The following is a 15,520-nucleotide window of genomic DNA, read 5'->3' as shown; positions in this document are numbered from 1 at the left end:
ATGCGATCAACTTCAAATAATTAAGCTGCAACTGCGGATTAAAGCGTCAGGCACCCGCGCAGGATCAAAGGCAGCAGGCGGGACTCTTTTTACACTCTTCCTCTGTCCATGCAGAACAATAAGGAAGCGACAATGTCCCTCTCCACACCCGCCGCCCTGCAACAACGTTGCCAGAAAATTGTGACAAGCCCGATGTTAAGCCCCGAACAAAAACGCCATTTTCTGGCGCTGGAGGCGGAAAACAACCTGCCCTATCCCGCGCTGGATAACGATGCGCGCCTGGCGCTGGCCGGGGGGTTTATCTGCGATATGTTTGAAGGCCACGCGCCTTACAAACCGCGCTACGTGTTGCCCGACTATGCGCTGTTCCTGAAACAGGGTTCGGCGTGGCTGGAGCTGGAGGGCGCTCAGGATCTGGATGATGCGCTGTCGCTGCTGACAATCCTTTATCACCATGTTCCCTCCGTCACCGGCATGCCGGTCTTTCTCGGCCATCTCGATACGCTGTTGCAGCCGTATGTTAAAATTCTAACACAAGAAGAAATCGATATTCGAATAAAACGTTTCTGGCGCTACCTCGATCGCACCCTGCCTGATGCCTTCGTCCATGCCAATATCGGCCCGGCAGAGGGGCCAGTCACGCGCGCCATCTTACGTGCCGATGCAGAGCTTAAGCAGGTTTCACCCAACCTTACCTTTATTTATGATCCGGATATCACCCCGGATTCCCTGCTGCTGGAGGTGGCGAAAAACATCTGCGAATGCAGCAAGCCGCACATTGCCAACGGTCCGGTGAATGATAAAATTTTCACAAAAAAGGGCTACGGTGTGGTCAGCTGTTACAACTCGCTGCCGCTGGCGGGCGGAGGCAGCACCCTGGTGCGCCTCAACCTGAAAGCCATCGCCGAACAGAGCGAGACGGTGGAGGCGTTCTTTACCTGCACCCTGCCGCACTACTGCCAGCAGCAGATAGCCATTATCGATGCGCGCTGCGACTTCCTGTACCAGCGTTCCGGCTTCTTTGAGCATAGCTTCCTGGTTAAAGAAGGGCTGATCGATCCCGACAGCTTTGTGCCGATGTTCGGTATGTATGGCCTGGCTGAGGCGGTGAACGTGCTGTGTGAAAAGGCCGGGATCAACGGGCGCTACGGCCAGGATGACCAGGCTAATGCGCTGGGATATCGCATCAGCGAACAGCTGGCAGCGTTCGTGGAAGCGACCCCGGTTAAACATGGCTGGAAAAAACGCGCCATGCTGCATGCCCAGTCGGGGATCAGTTCCGATGTGGGCACCACGCCGGGGGCGCGTCTGCCGTATGGGGACGAGCCCGACCCCATCAACCACCTGCTGGCGGTGGCCCCGCATCACCGTCACTATCACGCCGGGATCAGCGACATCCTGACGCTGGATGAAACCGTGAAACGCAATCCGCAGGCGGTGGTGGAACTCTGTCTGGGTGCCTTCCGCGCCGGAATGCGTGAATTCAGTGCCAACGTGTCGGGCAACGATCTGGTTCGCGTGACGGGCTATATGGTGCGGCTGTCCGAGCTGGAAAAATATCGCGCAGAAGGTTCCCGCACCAACACCACCTGGCTGGGAGAAGAGGCCGCCCGCAACACCCGCATTCTGGAGCGCCAGCCGCGCGTGATAAGCCATGAACAACAGATGCGCTTTAGTCAGTAAGGTTATCCCGTTCTCCTGCGTCGACGGGCCCGGCAGCCGCCTGGCCCTGTTTCTGCAGGGATGTAACCTGCGCTGCAAAACCTGCCACAACCCGTGGACAATAGGACGTTGCAACGACTGCGCCGCCTGCGTGCCGCACTGCCCGCATGAGGCGCTGAACGTTCAGGCCGGGCGCGTCTGGTGGGATGAGGCGCATTGCCAGCAGTGCGACACCTGCCTGCAAATGTGCCCGCAGCAGGCGACGCCTATGGCGCAGCGCTATAGTGTGGAAGAGATGGTGGCGCAGATCCGCAAGGTCGCGCCGTTTATCTCCGGCATTACCGTCAGCGGCGGGGAGGCCACCACTCAGCTGCCGTTTCTGGTGGCGCTGTTTTCGAGGCTAAAAGCCGATCCGCAGCTACTGCATCTGACCTGCCTGGTGGACAGCAACGGCCTGCTAAGCGAAACCGGCTGGCAGAAACTGCTCCCGGTGTTTGATGGCGCGATGGTGGATCTCAAGGCCTGGGGTAATGAACACCACCGCTATCTGACCGGACGCGAAAACCCCCTCATCAAGCACAGCATCCGCTGGCTGGCAGCGCACAGCCGGCTGAGCGAGCTGCGCCTGCTGGTGATCCCGGATCGCTGTGATTACCTGACGCACCGTCGCGAACTGATCAAATTTATCCGCCAGTTGGGGGATGTTCCCGTCAGGATCAACGCCTTTCACGCGCACGGCGTCTATGGCGAAGCCCGGCACTGGCGCAGCGCAACGGCTGAGGATGTTGAGCCCCTGGCGCAGCTGCTGGAGCGCGAGCAGATCAGCGTGATCCGCCCGGCGCTCTATCTATAGCGACAGGCCGAACAGCGCGCGGGTATTGTCCAGCAGCGCCTGGGCGATCTCCTCCGCGGGCTCCGGGCGCAGTTCACACAGGGTGGTAAAGACCCTTGCCGCCTGCTCCGGGCGGTTCGGCTGCCCCTGAAACCCGTTGAGCGGCATATCCGGGGCATCGGTTTCCAGCACCAGCGCGGAGAGGGGGAGCTGCGCCATCACCTCACGGGTTTTGTTGGCGCGGGGATAGGTAATGGTGCCGCCGACGCCAATGTTATAGCCCAACGCCACAAAGCGCTGCGCCTGTTGCAGGCTGCCGGCAAAGCCGTGTACCACCCCGGTACGCGGCAGATTGTGGCGCTTAAGGTGCATCGCCAGCTTGTCATGGGTGCGCCGGGAGTGGAGGATCACCGGCAGATCGTAGCGTTTGGCCAGCTTCAGCTGCGCATCGAGGATCGTCTCCTGCCGCTCGAAGTGAGGATCCTCGCGATAGAGATCGAGGCCGATCTCCCCCACCGCCACCAGCCTTTCCGGACGTGCCGCGAGCGCCGCCTCCAGCTTTTCCAGATCGGCATCCTGATGGTTTTCGATCACAATCGGATGCAGACCCAGCGCCATATAGAGCGCCGGGTAGCGCGCGCCGAGATCCAGCACGCGATCGATGCTCGCCGCATCAATGGCCGGCACCACGATCGCCATAACCCCCGCTCCGGCGGCACGCTGGATGCTGGCGGGCTCATCGCCGGTGAAGGGAGAAAAATCAAAGTGGCAATGGGTATCAATAAAGCGGTAAGTCACGCCAGATCCTCATTATCAAACAGAGTGTCGTTCGCCTGCGGGGCATCGATTAACGGTGTGGCAACAACATCGTTGGCCACGCTTGCCGGGGGAACCACCACCGTAGCAGGGGCGATGATCCGCTGATGGCGGCGCAGCGGTGGACGCTCGGCCAGCATTTTGCCCACCGTCGCCAGGAAATAGCGTCCGCACAGACGCCCGGTTTTGTAATCGTCCCGCAGGGCCGGTACGCGGCTGCCCAGCGCCATGCTGTTGAGCGGCTTTGGCGGATAGATTTCAAAGATCCTCAGTTTACCCGGTGGTTTTTCAATAAACTGCTGGATGGCGTGATAGCTCGCCTCATGGTGCGACACCAGATTGAGCATCGGTTGCAGACTGCTTTCACCCAGCCAGCGTTCCATCCGCTTAAACCACTGCGGCGTATAGTACATCTGCGAGGGCACGGTGCGGATCACCACAATGGTGTTTGCCCCCCGCCGGGCCGCTTCCTGCACCGGGACCGCATCGCTGACACCACCATCGAGATAGCTTATCCCATCCAGCAGCGCCCCCGTCCGGTAGAAGCCGGGGATGGCGCTGGTGGCGCGAAGAATATCGAGCCAGGTCTCTTTTTGCGGCGAAAAATAGCTCGCCGAGTAGTCGTCGCCGCGGCAGGCGCACATCCAGAAGGCTTTGCCGGTATCGAACAGGCGCGAGGCGTTGTCCATCGCCAGCGGCATTTTGCTTGCGGTAGCATCCAGCAGCCAGTCGAGATCGATAAGATTGCCGCCACGCACAAAGCGCAACGGATCGAAGAAGTCGCGGGAGGTGGTGTAACGCATGATCACTTTGCGGGCGTAGCCCGGCTGATTACAGACGTAGGCCGAGAGGTTCTGCGCCCCGGCGGAGGTGCCAAAATAGAGATCGAACGGGTTAAATTGCGCGCGCATAAACTCATCCAGCACGCCAGCCGTGAAGATCCCTCGCTGCCCACCCCCTTCGCAAACCAGCGCAATCTGGCCTGGCCGAAAGGGTTTCAGTGCTAACGGCGCAATATTGCCGAGCGTAACCGGAATTCGCTGCCCCACCTCTGCTTTCCTGTTTTTTATTTGTTATGTCACTACACAGTAGCCTACACCGGCGGGTTTCCCAAACAGGATGTATGCGAAAAGGTCAGCCAAAGAAAAAGGCCCATGCTTAACATGGGCCTTTTCATCAACATACGGTTACCTGAGCTATGGACGACGACGTCCGGTGAACAGGCTTACCAGGAACAGGATAATACCGACGACGAAGACAATTTTCGCCGCGCCCGCCGCGGTACCCGCCAGACCACCAAAACCCAGAGCGGCGGCAATTAACGCGATAACCAGAAAAATGATGCCCCAACGAAACATATGACTCTCCTTTACCATAGTTAATGTCGACCGCATGGTGAGCGCTCAGGTTGCTCACGGCGATATCTACATGTGTAATTCTTATCTCGCCTTCTGGCCTCAGCCAGAAGGACGAATTTTGGAGTTTTATTTCACTTTCAGATCGTTTTTAACGCTTTTCACGCCATCAATGGCTTTAGCGATACTTTCAGCACGGTCGCTCTGTGCCTTAGACTCGACTTCACCGCTGAGCTGTACCACGCCGTCGGTGGTTTCCACTTTCACATTACGTGAAGGGACGATGTCATCGGCAAGCAGTTTCGCTTTGATTTCGCTGGTAGTAGCAGCGTCACCGGCATAGCCTTTAGCAGACTGTTCCTTGCCGTCGCGAACATGCAGTTTGTCGCTGACAGATTTTACGCCCTCAATGCCTTTCGCCACGGAGACCGCTTTTTCAGCCTGCGCCTGGCTTTCAACGAAGCCACTCAGCGTGACGACGTTTTTATCGGTTTCTACAGAGATATCGGTGCTTTTAATGTCATCAGCGTCTACCAGCGCAGCTTTTACTTTTGCTGTGATAGAGCTGTCATCCATGAAGTTACCGACTTTATTCATAGAGTTATCGATTTTTTCCCCTGCGGTGTTCGCGGTGGATTGCGCTTTGTCGGTTGCAGTGGTTTCTGCCATTGCAGAACCGCATACCAGAGCGCTACCCATCATTACCGCCAGCAGAGTTTTCGAAATCTTCAGTTTTTTAGTATTCATCGATGTATTCCTGTGGTTTGCTCCGAATTCGAGCGTCAAACATCACGTGCAAGTAGTCTTTAGTACTACCAATCAACACTCGGGCGAGATGAGAACCTTATCAACACGCATTGAATGAAACTTTCATCTGCGCCCGGTGTTAAACACTGAGTTAAATATAGATCACTCTCACAGGTCCGCTTTCAGAATTGGGCAAAAAATGAGCAATAAGCAGCAAAAGCCGTTGAATTAAGAACATTCCGCAAGGGATTAATAAGGCAGGGATTTAAGCAGAGCACGGCAGCTGCCGTGCTCCGGGAAGGGATTAATGCTCGCGGGTTTTGCGGAACTGAATATCGGGATAACGCTCGTGCGCCAGGTTCAGGTTAACCATGGTTGGGGCGATATAGGTGAGATTATCACCGCCATCGAGCGCCAGCTGAACCTCGTTTTTACGCTTGAACTCTTCGAATTTCTTCACGTCAGAACACTCTACCCAGCGCGCCGTCGCCACGTTGACCGATTCGTAAATCGCTTCAACGTTGTACTCGCTCTTCAGACGGGCAACCACCACGTCAAACTGCAGCACGCCCACGGCGCCGACAATCAGATCGTTATTGGCGATAGGACGGAATACCTGCACCGCCCCCTCTTCCGACAGCTGAACAAGCCCTTTCAGCAGCTGTTTCTGCTTCAGCGGATCTTTCAGGCGGATACGGCGGAACAGCTCCGGTGCGAAGTTCGGAATACCGGTGAACTTCATCATCTCACCCTGAGTAAAGGTGTCGCCAATCTGGATGGTGCCGTGGTTATGCAGGCCAATGATGTCGCCCGGATACGCCTCTTCCACGTGGGAACGGTCACCGGCCATAAAGGTCAGCGCGTCGGAGATCACCACATCTTTACCGGTACGCACCTGGCGCAGCTTCATGCCCTTTTCATATTTGCCGGATACCACACGCATAAACGCCACGCGGTCGCGGTGTTTCGGGTCCATGTTGGCCTGAATCTTGAAGACGAAGCCGGTAAACTTCTCTTCGCTGGCAACTACTTCACGGGAGTCGGTATTACGCGGCATCGGCTGCGGCGCCCACTCCACCAGACCGTCCAGCATATGGTCCACGCCAAAGTTACCCAGCGCGGTACCAAAGAAGACCGGCGTGATTTCACCGCTCAGGAACAGCTCTTTATCAAATTCGTGGGAAGCGCCTTTGACCAGCTCCAGCTCTTCACGCAGCTGTTCTGCCAGCTCTTCGCCGACAGCCGCGTCCAGATCAGGGTTATCCAGCCCTTTAACGACGCGCACTTCCTGAATGGTGTGACCTTTACCGCTCTGGTAGAGGTAGGTTTCGTCTTTGTAGAGATGGTAAACGCCTTTAAACAGCTTACCGCAGCCAATTGGCCAGGTGATTGGCGCACAGGCGATCTTCAGCTCACGCTCTACCTCATCCATCACCTCCATCGGATCGCGGATGTCACGGTCGAGTTTGTTCATGAAGGTCAGGATCGGCGTGTCACGCAGACGGGTAACTTCCATCAGCTTACGGGTACGATCCTCAACGCCTTTTGCGGCATCGATCACCATCAGACAGCAGTCCACCGCCGTCAGGGTACGGTAAGTATCTTCGGAGAAGTCTTCGTGCCCCGGGGTGTCCAGCAGGTTCACCAGGCAGTCGTGATACGGGAACTGCATTACGGAGGTGGTAATCGAGATCCCACGCTGCTTTTCCATCTCCATCCAGTCCGATTTTGCATGCTGGCTGGAGCCACGGCCTTTTACCGTACCGGCGGTCTGGATCGCCTGTCCGAACAGCAGCACCTTTTCGGTGATGGTGGTTTTACCGGCATCCGGGTGAGAGATAATGGCAAAAGTACGGCGTTTCGCCACCTCTTGCAGATAAGGAGACAACGTCATAATTCAATCTTCTTTAAAAAGCGCGGCAGCGGGCCGCGCATCATGAATACGAAAATGCGGCTATTTTACCCATCAATGGGGGGCAGGCAATCAATGTTTACACAGGAGTTGCTCCAGTTCGCTCAGGGAGGTCACGGTCCAGGTCGGTGTGATCCCCTCCGGCAGGGTGCGGTTGTGCGCGTTCAGCCAGCAGGTGGAGAGCCCGGCGTTCATTCCACCAAGGATATCCGACTCCGCCGTGTCCCCCACCATCAGCACTTTCGCCCGGTCAGGGTTTCCGGCCTGGGCCAGCGCATAATCAAAGATTTGCGGGGCCGGTTTCGCCACGCCCACCTGTTCTGAAATCACTAATAAATCAAAGTAGTCACGGAAACCGGTCCGCTCAAGGCGGATCTGCTGGAGCGCGGTAAAGCCGTTGGTGATGATCCCGAGCTTCGCCTTGCCTTTCAGGGAGGCGAGCAGCGACGCGGCGCCCGGCAGCGGGGCGCAGATTTCAGCCATTGCATTAAGGAAGGCGTCGTTCAGATCGCCTGGCGGAACGTTCAGACGCTCCGACCACCCCTGAAAACGCTGGTGCTGCAGCTGTAACGCGGTGATCGCCCCGTTCTGGTAATCCACCCACAACGGTTTATTCACCGTCTGGTAAGCCTGGAAATCTTCAGCAGTAAAGGTCACGCTGTAGTCGAGAAACATCCGCTGTAAGCCGCCGTACGAATCGAAGGTAAACAGCGTTTCATCGGCGTCAAAGAAAATCCAGTCCCAGTTCATTGTTACAACCTTTTTAGTTATCCAAGCGGCAGAGCCATGATGATGGCGTCTTCACGTCCTTCTGCGGTGGGGTAATAGTTACGGCGGATCGTCGCCTCGTTAAAGCCCAGGCTTTCATAGAGTGCGATGGCGGCGACGTTCGACGCCCGTACTTCCAGCCACAGCGTGAACACGTCTCGTGCTTCCAGCTCGCGAATTAAATGTTCCAGCAGTTCTCTGCCCAGCCCACGGCGCTGGAAAGCAGGATCCACAGCGATGTTAAACAGCGTCGCTTCATCCAGAACGACCTGCGTGATGGCGAATGCCGCCAGCTGATTATCGACATCCAGCCGATAGTTCAGGTAACGCTCACCCTGGTTGCTGGCAAAGGTTTTTTCACTCCACGGAAAGGCGTGGGCGCGTTTTTCGATCTCAAAAGCCTGCGCTAAATCAGTCGTCGTGAGGGAAGAAATTGTGTTCATGTTCGCAGATTTGTTGCCACAGCGCGCGACGTGCCGCCGGGTTTACGTTAAGTTCGTCCAGCGCCGGAGAGGCCATACTCGCCCCCTCCAGAGCAATCTCTTCTCTTACGCCAAGCTGCCAGCTGTTGCAGCGGCTGCCCTCGGGCAGCATGGCCACGCGATCGGGCGTCAGTTGTAGCACCTGATCGGCACCCAGCCTCAGCGCCCGAAGTACGTCGGCGATCACCGGCTCGCTCAGGGCGGGCAGGCTTTGCGCCACCATCACCAGACGAATATGCGCCGGTAGCGAGATGGCGATTTCGCCCTGCAATGCCGCCGGGCGGCGCAGCGCCCACTGGGTGATGCCCAGTTGCTGTAGTTGCCTGTCTCGTCGGGATGCCATTGCAAAAACTCCTGTTTGTCAGGCGCGCAAATATACCAAATGTGTCGAATCTGCGCCATCTACCTACTATAATCCCCGCCTGTGTTTATTGAGGAACAATTCATGTCTGCATTTACCCCGGCAAGTGAAGTCTTGCTGCGTCACAGTGATGATTTCGAACAAAGCCGTATTCTGTTTGCCGGAGATATGCAGGATGACCTGCCTGCCCGTTTCGAGTGCGCCGACAGCCGTGCGCACACCCAGCAGTATCACCACTGGCAGGTCCTGAGCCGTCAGATGGGCGAGCGCGCCCGTTTCAGCCTGGTGGCGGAACAGGCCGACGTGGCCGACTGCGATACGCTGATCTACTACTGGCCGAAGAACAAACCCGAAGCCCAGTTCCAGCTGATGAACCTGCTCTCCCTCCTGCCGGTGGGTTGCGATATCTTCGTGATCGGTGAAAACCGCAGCGGCGTGCGCAGCGCTGAGCAGATGCTGGCGGAGTACGTCACGCTGAACAAAGTCGACAGCGCCCGCCGCTGCGGCCTCTACCATGGCCGCCTGGACAAAAAACCGACCTTCGACGCGGAAAAATACTGGGGCGAATATCAGCTGGATGGCCTGACCATCAAAACCCTGCCGGGCGTCTTCAGCCGTGACGGTCTGGACGTGGGCAGCCAGCTGCTGCTCTCCACCTTTACGCCGCACACCAAAGGCAAAGTGCTGGATGTCGGCTGTGGCGCAGGCGTGCTCTCCGCTGTGCTGGCAAGCCACTCGCCGAAAGTGCGTTTAACCCTCACCGATGTGGGTGCATCCGCCATCGAAGCCAGCCGCGCGACCCTGGCGGCCAACAACATTGAAGGCGAAGTTTTTGCCTCCAACGTCCTCTCCGACGTGACCGGCCGTTTCGATATGATTATCTCTAATCCGCCATTCCATGACGGTGTGGAAACCAGCCTCGAAGCAGCACAGACCTTGATTCGTACCGCGGTACGCCATCTGAACAGCGGCGGTGAGCTGCGAATCGTGGCGAACGCCTTCCTGCCGTACCCGAAAGTGCTGGATGAAGTCTTCGGCTTCCACGAAGTGCTGGCGCAAACTGGCCGCTTTAAGATCTACCGCGCCATCATGACTCGCCAGGCGAAGAAGTAACGTCTCCCGCTGGCCTGAGCCGCCCGTTCAGGCCATTTTTGCAGCAAATAATATCTCCCGCACAATTATCTGTTGACGAAAAGCTGAAAACATCTAGAATGCGCCTCCGTGGTTACGATACTTTTACTGTATCGATGGTCTGCGAAGGTGGCGGAATTGGTAGACGCGCTAGCTTCAGGTGTTAGTGTCCTTACGGATGTGGGGGTTCGAGTCCCCCCCCTCGCACCAATAACCATGATTGATATTGCTCGCACTGGGCGAAGGTGGCGGAATTGGTAGACGCGCTAGCTTCAGGTGTTAGTGTCCTTACGGATGTGGGGGTTCGAGTCCCCCCCCTCGCACCAACGAGGCGATATCAAAAAATAAGATGACTGTGCGAAGGTGGCGGAATTGGTAGACGCGCTAGCTTCAGGTGTTAGTGTCCTTAGGATGTGGGGGTTCGAGTCCCCCCCCTCGCACCAATTATCTTATCTCTCCTGATTTTCTCTCTTTTTCTCCCGTTAGTTCAGATTCATTACCAGCACCCACATTCCCGCAATCAGCGCAACACATGATGGCAGCAGCACGAAATGCCGCAGTTGTTTATGCCAGATCATGGCGGATGAAATCAGCAAACCCGACGCGATAATCACTTTCCAGACCGCTAACGACAGATCGGTACACGCCAGCCCGGCCATGACCATTCCCGGCAGTATCACGCCCCAGCCACTTCCCAACGCTCTGCTCAACATGATTCATCTCTCAAACCGATAATGATAACCAATATCATATGATAGATTTTCTCATTTGTCAGCGTTAAACCTGAATGTGTAAAAAGCCTTGCGCACGGATTTATCTATAGTTAGGATTGGCAATCATTATCATTTAGATTTTTATCCAGCTAACTTATGGCCACACGTTCCGCACACGCTGTTGAGAATATTATCTGGCAAACGCCACTGTCGGCCGGGCCTTCAGGGCTTGCGGACGCGATGCGTGAGGCTATCGGTCAGACGCGTGCCTATCTGCTGGATGTCATCAAGCTGGATGAACCCCATCCTCATCACGCCATGACGCTGGCGCAGTGGCAGCGTCCTGCCGAACTGCAGTCTTTGCTGGCGACCTACTCCGATCATATCTACCGCAACCAGCCCACGATGGCGCGGGAAAACAAGCCGCTGCTGTCGCTGTGGGCACAGTGGTATATCGGGCTGATGGTCCCACCGATGATGCTGGCCCTGCTGACCCAGGATGTGGCGCTGGATATTTCCCCGGAACATTTCCACGTTGAGTTTCACGAAACCGGGCGCGCAGCCTGCTTCTGGATCGACGTTCAGGAAGACAGCCAGGCAACCTCCCTTTCGGCCCGGCAGCGTATGGAAATGCTGGTGACACGCGCGCTGGTCCCGGTGGTTGACGTCCTGGAAGCGACGGGTGAGATCAACGGCAAACTTATCTGGAGCAATACCGGCTATTTAATTCACTGGTATTTGACCGAAATGAAACCCCTGCTGGGGGATGAGAAAGTGGACGCGCTGCGTCAGGCGATTTTCTTTGCCCGCCAGCTCTCCGATGGGCGTGACAACCCGCTTTATCGCACCGTCGTCCCGCGCGACGGCCTGCTGGTGCGTCGTACCTGCTGTCAGCGCTATCGCCTGCCGGACGTTCAGCAGTGCGGCGATTGCACGCTGAAATAGTTTATCAGGTCCAATAGATGAAAACGGCAACCCAAGGGTTGCCGTTTTGCTTTTATTACGCGACCTGCTGACTCTCTTCTTCTGCACGCTGGGCCTCTTCGGCCTCCTGCGCCAGCAGCTGCTTCTCGTACACCTTAAAGAACGGGTAGTAGATGATGGCGGAGACCATCGCTAACAGCAGGACCAGGATCGCCGCCCTGAAGTCCCAGCCCAGCGCCCAGGCAGCCCCCACCGGCGCAGGAGCGGTCCAGGGAACCACCGAAATCACGCGGCCAATCAGATCCAGCTTCATCGCCGCCCACGCCAGCACCGCGTTGACCATTGGCGCCAGCAGGAACGGGATAAAGAACACCGGGTTCATCACGATAGGCGTACCGAAGATCACCGGTTCGTTGATGTTGAAAATACTCGGCACCACGCTCAGCCGTCCAATGGAACGCAGGTGCGCCGAACGGCTACGCAGATAGCAGAACACCAGCCCCATCGTGGCCCCGGAGCCGCCAATCACAATGAAGAAAGTCCAGAACGCCTCCATAAAGATGTGTGGCAGCGGCGCGCTTTGCGCCAGCGCGGTCTGGTTCATCCCCAGGTTGGTGAGCCAGAACATCTGCAGCATACCGGAGACAATCGCCGCCCCGTGGATGCCCGCAAACCACAGCAGGTGACCAATCAGCACCGCCAGCAGGATTGCCGGCAGCGAGTCCGCCGCCGCCACCAGCGGTTTAAAGATGGCCATGATCGCCTGCGGGATCAGCATGCCAAACTGCGACTGAATAAGCAGGCTCAGTGGATAGAGGGTTAGCACCACCACCAGCACCGGGATCAGCAGGTCGAAGGAGTTCTTGATCATCGGCGGCACCTGGTCGGGCAGGCGAATACCGATATTGTGCGCCTTCAGAAAACGCATCATCTCCACGCAGTAGATCGCCACCAGAATGGCGGTGAAGATCCCCGTCCCGCCGAGGCTGTCCACCGGCAATGCGCCTTTGGTTTTTGGCGCGGCGATCAGCAGGAAGGCCATCAGCGACAGCATGGCGCACATGAAGGGATCGAGCTGATACGCTTTTACATAATGCTTGCCCAGGTTGTAGGCGATAGCGGCACAGATATAGAGGGACATCACGCCCATCGTCATATCGAAGGGGGTGAGGATCTGGCCTTCAAACTGTTTTGCCATATCCAGCCAGGCGCGGGCAAAGCCCCATGTGGTGTCCGGCGAAAACGGCGGGTAAGCAAACACTAATAAGAACGAGCCCACAATCATAAACGGCATCGCGGAGATAAAACCGTCGCGGATCGCCATCACGTGACGCTGGGAGGAGATGCGTCCGGCAATGGGGCTGACATAGTTTTCAACAAATCGGAATATCAGGTTAAACGCAGCATGGTTGGCAGACATAACGGCTCTCCTGTCAGACGATCGTTTCGGGCGTTGTGACGCCGCACGGTGTTCCATATACCACTTTCACCACCTTGCTGGCTCGCTTACCAGCGGGACTGCTCAAACGGATAGGTTTCATAATCGACTCTTATTATTGGATACAGGGGAAGTGACGTAATCAGTATTAATCTCCGCATCATGGTCTGCAACCGGTTACTGTAACCGGTTTCCGTGATTGTGAAGATGATCCAGAAATCGCTGATATCAGAAGCGTGTGACCTGGTAAATATTTAAAGGGCATCATCTCTTATGAACGACTACGCAGAATATTTTTCTGGAGGAAACAATGAGTTTGCAGTCTGTGCGCCAGTTTTTCGCTGACCACGCCCCGGATGTTGAAGTCATCGAACTGGGTCAAAGTACCGCTACCGTTGCGCTGGCTGCCGAGGCCCACAACGTCGCGCCGGGTCAGATAGCGAAAACGCTGTCGCTAAAAATTAAAGATGAGGTGATCCTCGTGGTTGCCAAAGGCGATGCGCGTCTTGATAACAAAAAGCTGAAGCAGACGTTTGGCGCAAAGGCCCGAATGCTGAGTAGTGACGAGGTGGTGACAATCACAGGGCATCCTGTGGGTGGCGTCTGCCCTTTCGGACTGGAAACGCCGCTGGCGGTCTATTGCGACATCTCTCTCAGACAGTATGCGGAAGTGCTGCCCGCTGCCGGTGCGATCCACAGCGCGGTGCGTATTTCTCCGGAAAGAATGGCCGAGCTCACTCAGGCAACATGGGTAGACGTTTGTCTGTAAGTCCCGCGCCAGAACCGTTCTGGCGCAGACTTTTGCATGGGTTATGAAAAGTGTTGGGAAATGAAGCGCGAGTTGCGGGGATCCGGGACGGGAAAATGGGTCAGGATATCCGCTGCGTGCAGTAATCCCACGTCGGAACGCACCCCGAGCTTAATCATGGCATTGAATTTATGCGCACGAATGGTTTTGATGTTGCGATCGAGCCGGGTGGCAATTTCCGGGATGGAGAAGCCGCACGACATAAACTGCAAAATGGCGCGCTCGGTTGGGCTAAGCAGTCTTCCACGATGAATATTCCAGTGGTTATTATGCCCGTCATTAACCCGTCGGTTCTCGCTCAATATTTTGCTCAGGTGCTCCTGCAGGTCGGCGAGCGGCTCAGATTTGAGAATCACCCCATGCAGGCGTGACGGCGAAAGCTGATTAATCAGGCTCGCTTCTGCCTCATCTGATGCCAGTACGATTCGCTGAATCATGCCGTATGTGGCAGCCACTTCCTTAATACAGACCAGGCAATTACGCCGCTCTTCCCGCTCATCCGAGAGGGAGTAAATTAACGACGTGTATGGAACAAAACTAAGTGAGGACTGGAAACTATTAATGTTATTAAACAGGTGGACTTCATAATTTTTAAGTGCGGGGCTGGCAAAAAGATGCTTAAGCCCCATACCACTCATCATGCACTTTTCGACGATAGCGATATGTCTTTTGTTCGCGTTCTTTTCCATTCGTCTTGCTCTCCATAGGCAGAGAATAAACTCAGCTCTTTCATTCCCTTAGTGCTGTTAATCCACGCGTACATTTCGGCATTACTCGTTAAAGCAAGTCTTCTCATGGCACTGTTTTTTTGCGCACTTACCGTTTTATTACTCTTTTTCAGCAATGCGGCGATTTGATTAATTCCCCATCCTTTTCCCAGTAAGCGTAATACTTTGCGCTCCGAGAAGGTCAACATGACTTCATCCTGGTTGTCATATAAATCATCTGGATCGGGTATTAATAGCGTCTGGCTAATACGTTCAGCGTTTTCGCTACCCGCCTGGATAGCCTTAACCACACTTTCGACGGGCTCCATGTTGGATAGCAACGTACTTTCTGGACGCATCAAGTGCTCAACAGCGAGGGGATAAATTGCCCGAGAAACCAAAAATATCCAGTGAATATCCCGATACTGATTTTGTAATGCGTGATACTGATTGCATATATTAAGCGGATTACGCTGTTCATCTGAAATATCAACGATGACCACAACTGCGCGACGCAATTGGAGAAGCGTCAGTTCTTCATGGGTCCGACAGTAAGAACGATCGTAGTCCGGGAAATAGCGTGACATAATGCTACCGAGGCCGGTCTGCATTATGGGTGATTTTCCAATTATTATTACACTTTTACAGATCAATGACGGCATTTGCGCTCCGAATCCATTCATACGTTCATTCCACGTCGTTCATCTAACTTAATTACCTGTTTGTTTAACAGGGCGACGTAAAAATGTAATGTCTTTCCTTTTTCATTAGCTGAGCGAAATGAGAGTGCGATAAGAACCAGCATCACAAATATATACACCGCCAAAACAGCATTAATATCGCAAAATAACTCTTCAATGTTAA

General features: G+C 55.5%; 17 protein-coding genes and 3 tRNA genes. 8 read left to right on the top strand and 12 right to left on the bottom strand.

Going from position 1 to position 15,520, the window contains the following annotated elements; genetic code table 11:
• The first annotated feature begins 132 nt into the window (after positions 1–132).
• Both ACOKCT_RS05625 and ACOKCT_RS05620 read left to right on the top strand, forming a co-directional pair.
• Positions 133–1,683: a YjjI family glycine radical enzyme gene (locus ACOKCT_RS05625; protein WP_180209058.1), complete on the top strand. Its 1,551-nt coding sequence runs from the start codon at positions 133–135 to the stop codon at positions 1,681–1,683.
• A complete protein-coding gene (locus ACOKCT_RS05620; protein ID WP_103178173.1) occupies positions 1,655–2,515 on the top strand; it encodes a YjjW family glycine radical enzyme activase in 861 nt (286 codons plus the stop codon). Before ACOKCT_RS05625 ends, ACOKCT_RS05620 begins: the two co-directional genes overlap by 29 nt.
• Here the strand turns inward: ACOKCT_RS05620 and ACOKCT_RS05615 are convergent.
• The 8 genes from ACOKCT_RS05615 to ACOKCT_RS05580 all read right to left on the bottom strand — a co-directional run bounded on the left by ACOKCT_RS05615 (position 2,510) and on the right by ACOKCT_RS05580 (position 8,917).
• The gene (locus ACOKCT_RS05615) at positions 2,510–3,292 is read right to left on the bottom strand and encodes a TatD family hydrolase (RefSeq protein WP_103178172.1); all 783 of its coding nucleotides are present in this window, start codon (positions 3,290–3,292) and stop codon (positions 2,510–2,512) included. The two genes, ACOKCT_RS05620 and ACOKCT_RS05615, sit on opposite strands and share 6 nt — an antisense overlap.
• A complete protein-coding gene (locus tag ACOKCT_RS05610) occupies positions 3,289–4,359 on the bottom strand; it encodes a patatin-like phospholipase family protein (protein WP_103178171.1) in 1,071 nt (356 codons plus the stop codon). The genes ACOKCT_RS05615 and ACOKCT_RS05610 overlap by 4 nt, the downstream gene beginning before the upstream one ends.
• A gap of 147 nt (positions 4,360–4,506) precedes the next feature.
• The gene (locus ACOKCT_RS05605) at positions 4,507–4,668 is read right to left on the bottom strand and encodes a DUF1328 domain-containing protein (RefSeq protein ID WP_002887716.1); all 162 of its coding nucleotides are present in this window, start codon (positions 4,666–4,668) and stop codon (positions 4,507–4,509) included.
• Between the two features lie 126 nt (positions 4,669–4,794).
• Entirely contained in the window at positions 4,795–5,412 is a 618-nt protein-coding gene (osmY, locus tag ACOKCT_RS05600; RefSeq protein ID WP_103178169.1) for a molecular chaperone OsmY, read from the bottom strand.
• A 304-nt stretch (positions 5,413–5,716) separates the two neighbouring features.
• Positions 5,717–7,306: a peptide chain release factor 3 gene (gene prfC, locus ACOKCT_RS05595; protein WP_103178168.1), complete on the bottom strand. Its 1,590-nt coding sequence runs from the start codon at positions 7,304–7,306 to the stop codon at positions 5,717–5,719.
• A 90-nt stretch (positions 7,307–7,396) separates the two neighbouring features.
• On the bottom strand, positions 7,397–8,074 hold the full coding sequence (gene yjjG, locus ACOKCT_RS05590; protein WP_103178167.1) for a pyrimidine 5'-nucleotidase: 678 nt from the start codon (positions 8,072–8,074) through the stop codon (positions 7,397–7,399).
• A 17-nt stretch (positions 8,075–8,091) separates the two neighbouring features.
• Positions 8,092–8,535: a ribosomal protein S18-alanine N-acetyltransferase gene (rimI, locus tag ACOKCT_RS05585; protein ID WP_103178166.1), complete on the bottom strand. Its 444-nt coding sequence runs from the start codon at positions 8,533–8,535 to the stop codon at positions 8,092–8,094.
• Positions 8,504–8,917 carry a DNA polymerase III subunit psi gene (locus ACOKCT_RS05580; protein ID WP_103178165.1) on the bottom strand — a complete coding sequence of 138 codons (414 nt, stop codon included), beginning with the start codon at positions 8,915–8,917 and terminating at the stop codon, positions 8,504–8,506. Before ACOKCT_RS05580 ends, rimI begins: the two co-directional genes overlap by 32 nt.
• A 102-nt stretch (positions 8,918–9,019) precedes the next feature.
• On the opposite strand from ACOKCT_RS05580, the gene rsmC reads away from it, so the two are divergent.
• The 4 genes from rsmC (at position 9,020) to ACOKCT_RS05560 (ending at position 10,509) form a co-directional block, all read left to right on the top strand.
• Positions 9,020–10,048 carry a 16S rRNA (guanine(1207)-N(2))-methyltransferase RsmC gene (rsmC, locus tag ACOKCT_RS05575; RefSeq protein ID WP_103178164.1) on the top strand — a complete coding sequence of 343 codons (1,029 nt, stop codon included), beginning with the start codon at positions 9,020–9,022 and terminating at the stop codon, positions 10,046–10,048.
• A gap of 141 nt (positions 10,049–10,189) precedes the next feature.
• A tRNA-Leu gene (locus ACOKCT_RS05570) sits at positions 10,190–10,276 on the top strand.
• Positions 10,277–10,305: 29 nt separating this feature from the next.
• Positions 10,306–10,392, top strand: a tRNA-Leu gene (locus tag ACOKCT_RS05565).
• A 31-nt stretch (positions 10,393–10,423) separates the two neighbouring features.
• Positions 10,424–10,509: transfer RNA gene (locus ACOKCT_RS05560), tRNA-Leu, on the top strand.
• Between the two features lie 39 nt (positions 10,510–10,548).
• Here ACOKCT_RS05560 and ACOKCT_RS05555 read toward each other — a convergent pair.
• Positions 10,549–10,779, bottom strand: coding sequence for a DUF1435 domain-containing protein (locus tag ACOKCT_RS05555; RefSeq protein WP_103178163.1), 231 nt, complete (start codon positions 10,777–10,779; stop codon positions 10,549–10,551).
• Positions 10,780–10,935: 156 nt separating this feature from the next.
• On the opposite strand from ACOKCT_RS05555, the gene fhuF reads away from it, so the two are divergent.
• Positions 10,936–11,724 carry a siderophore-iron reductase FhuF gene (gene fhuF / locus ACOKCT_RS05550; RefSeq protein WP_313228273.1) on the top strand — a complete coding sequence of 263 codons (789 nt, stop codon included), beginning with the start codon at positions 10,936–10,938 and terminating at the stop codon, positions 11,722–11,724.
• 55 nt (positions 11,725–11,779) lie between these two features.
• Here fhuF and ACOKCT_RS05545 read toward each other — a convergent pair whose 3' ends face one another.
• Positions 11,780–13,123 (bottom strand): PTS sugar transporter subunit IIC, encoded by a 1,344-nt coding sequence (locus ACOKCT_RS05545; RefSeq protein ID WP_103178161.1) that lies wholly within the window; start codon positions 13,121–13,123, stop codon positions 11,780–11,782.
• A gap of 328 nt (positions 13,124–13,451) precedes the next feature.
• Between ACOKCT_RS05545 and ACOKCT_RS05540 the strand changes: the two genes are divergently transcribed.
• Positions 13,452–13,910, top strand: coding sequence for a YbaK/EbsC family protein (locus ACOKCT_RS05540; RefSeq protein WP_156653886.1), 459 nt, complete (start codon positions 13,452–13,454; stop codon positions 13,908–13,910).
• A 41-nt stretch (positions 13,911–13,951) separates the two neighbouring features.
• On the opposite strand, the gene bglJ is transcribed toward ACOKCT_RS05540, so the two are convergent.
• Positions 13,952–14,587, bottom strand: a complete 636-nt coding sequence (gene bglJ / locus ACOKCT_RS05535) for a DNA-binding transcriptional activator BglJ (RefSeq protein WP_103178159.1) — start codon at positions 14,585–14,587, stop codon at positions 13,952–13,954.
• Positions 14,587–15,318, bottom strand: coding sequence for a helix-turn-helix transcriptional regulator (locus ACOKCT_RS05530; protein ID WP_103181025.1), 732 nt, complete (start codon positions 15,316–15,318; stop codon positions 14,587–14,589). The genes bglJ and ACOKCT_RS05530 overlap by 1 nt, the downstream gene beginning before the upstream one ends.
• Between the last annotated feature and the right edge of the window lie 202 nt (positions 15,319–15,520).

The sequence above is a fragment of the Leclercia sp. M-A074-M genome (assembly GCF_965195605.1).
GTDB lineage: Bacteria > Pseudomonadota > Gammaproteobacteria > Enterobacterales > Enterobacteriaceae > Enterobacter.
Note: the sequence above shows the minus strand (reverse complement) of the source record. Positions and strands in the feature narration are given on the sequence as shown.

Excerpts from the sequence above, each read along its gene's own strand:
- ACOKCT_RS05625 (WP_180209058.1), top strand. The coding sequence starts at position 133 with ATGTCCCTCTCCACACCCGCCGCCCTGCAACAACGTTGCCAGAAAATT.
- ACOKCT_RS05620 (WP_103178173.1), top strand. The coding sequence starts at position 1,655 with ATGAACAACAGATGCGCTTTAGTCAGTAAGGTTATCCCGTTCTCCTGC.
- ACOKCT_RS05605 (WP_002887716.1), bottom strand. The coding sequence starts at position 4,668 with ATGTTTCGTTGGGGCATCATTTTTCTGGTTATCGCGTTAATTGCCGCC.
- osmY (WP_103178169.1), bottom strand. The coding sequence starts at position 5,412 with ATGAATACTAAAAAACTGAAGATTTCGAAAACTCTGCTGGCGGTAATG.
- prfC (WP_103178168.1), bottom strand. The coding sequence starts at position 7,306 with ATGACGTTGTCTCCTTATCTGCAAGAGGTGGCGAAACGCCGTACTTTT.
- yjjG (WP_103178167.1), bottom strand. The coding sequence starts at position 8,074 with ATGAACTGGGACTGGATTTTCTTTGACGCCGATGAAACGCTGTTTACC.
- rimI (WP_103178166.1), bottom strand. The coding sequence starts at position 8,535 with ATGAACACAATTTCTTCCCTCACGACGACTGATTTAGCGCAGGCTTTT.
- ACOKCT_RS05580 (WP_103178165.1), bottom strand. The coding sequence starts at position 8,917 with ATGGCATCCCGACGAGACAGGCAACTACAGCAACTGGGCATCACCCAG.
- rsmC (WP_103178164.1), top strand. The coding sequence starts at position 9,020 with ATGTCTGCATTTACCCCGGCAAGTGAAGTCTTGCTGCGTCACAGTGAT.
- ACOKCT_RS05555 (WP_103178163.1), bottom strand. The coding sequence starts at position 10,779 with ATGTTGAGCAGAGCGTTGGGAAGTGGCTGGGGCGTGATACTGCCGGGA.
- fhuF (WP_313228273.1), top strand. The coding sequence starts at position 10,936 with ATGGCCACACGTTCCGCACACGCTGTTGAGAATATTATCTGGCAAACG.
- ACOKCT_RS05545 (WP_103178161.1), bottom strand. The coding sequence starts at position 13,123 with ATGTCTGCCAACCATGCTGCGTTTAACCTGATATTCCGATTTGTTGAA.
- ACOKCT_RS05540 (WP_156653886.1), top strand. The coding sequence starts at position 13,452 with ATGAGTTTGCAGTCTGTGCGCCAGTTTTTCGCTGACCACGCCCCGGAT.
- bglJ (WP_103178159.1), bottom strand. The coding sequence starts at position 14,587 with ATGAGTGGTATGGGGCTTAAGCATCTTTTTGCCAGCCCCGCACTTAAA.
- ACOKCT_RS05530 (WP_103181025.1), bottom strand. The coding sequence starts at position 15,318 with ATGCCGTCATTGATCTGTAAAAGTGTAATAATAATTGGAAAATCACCC.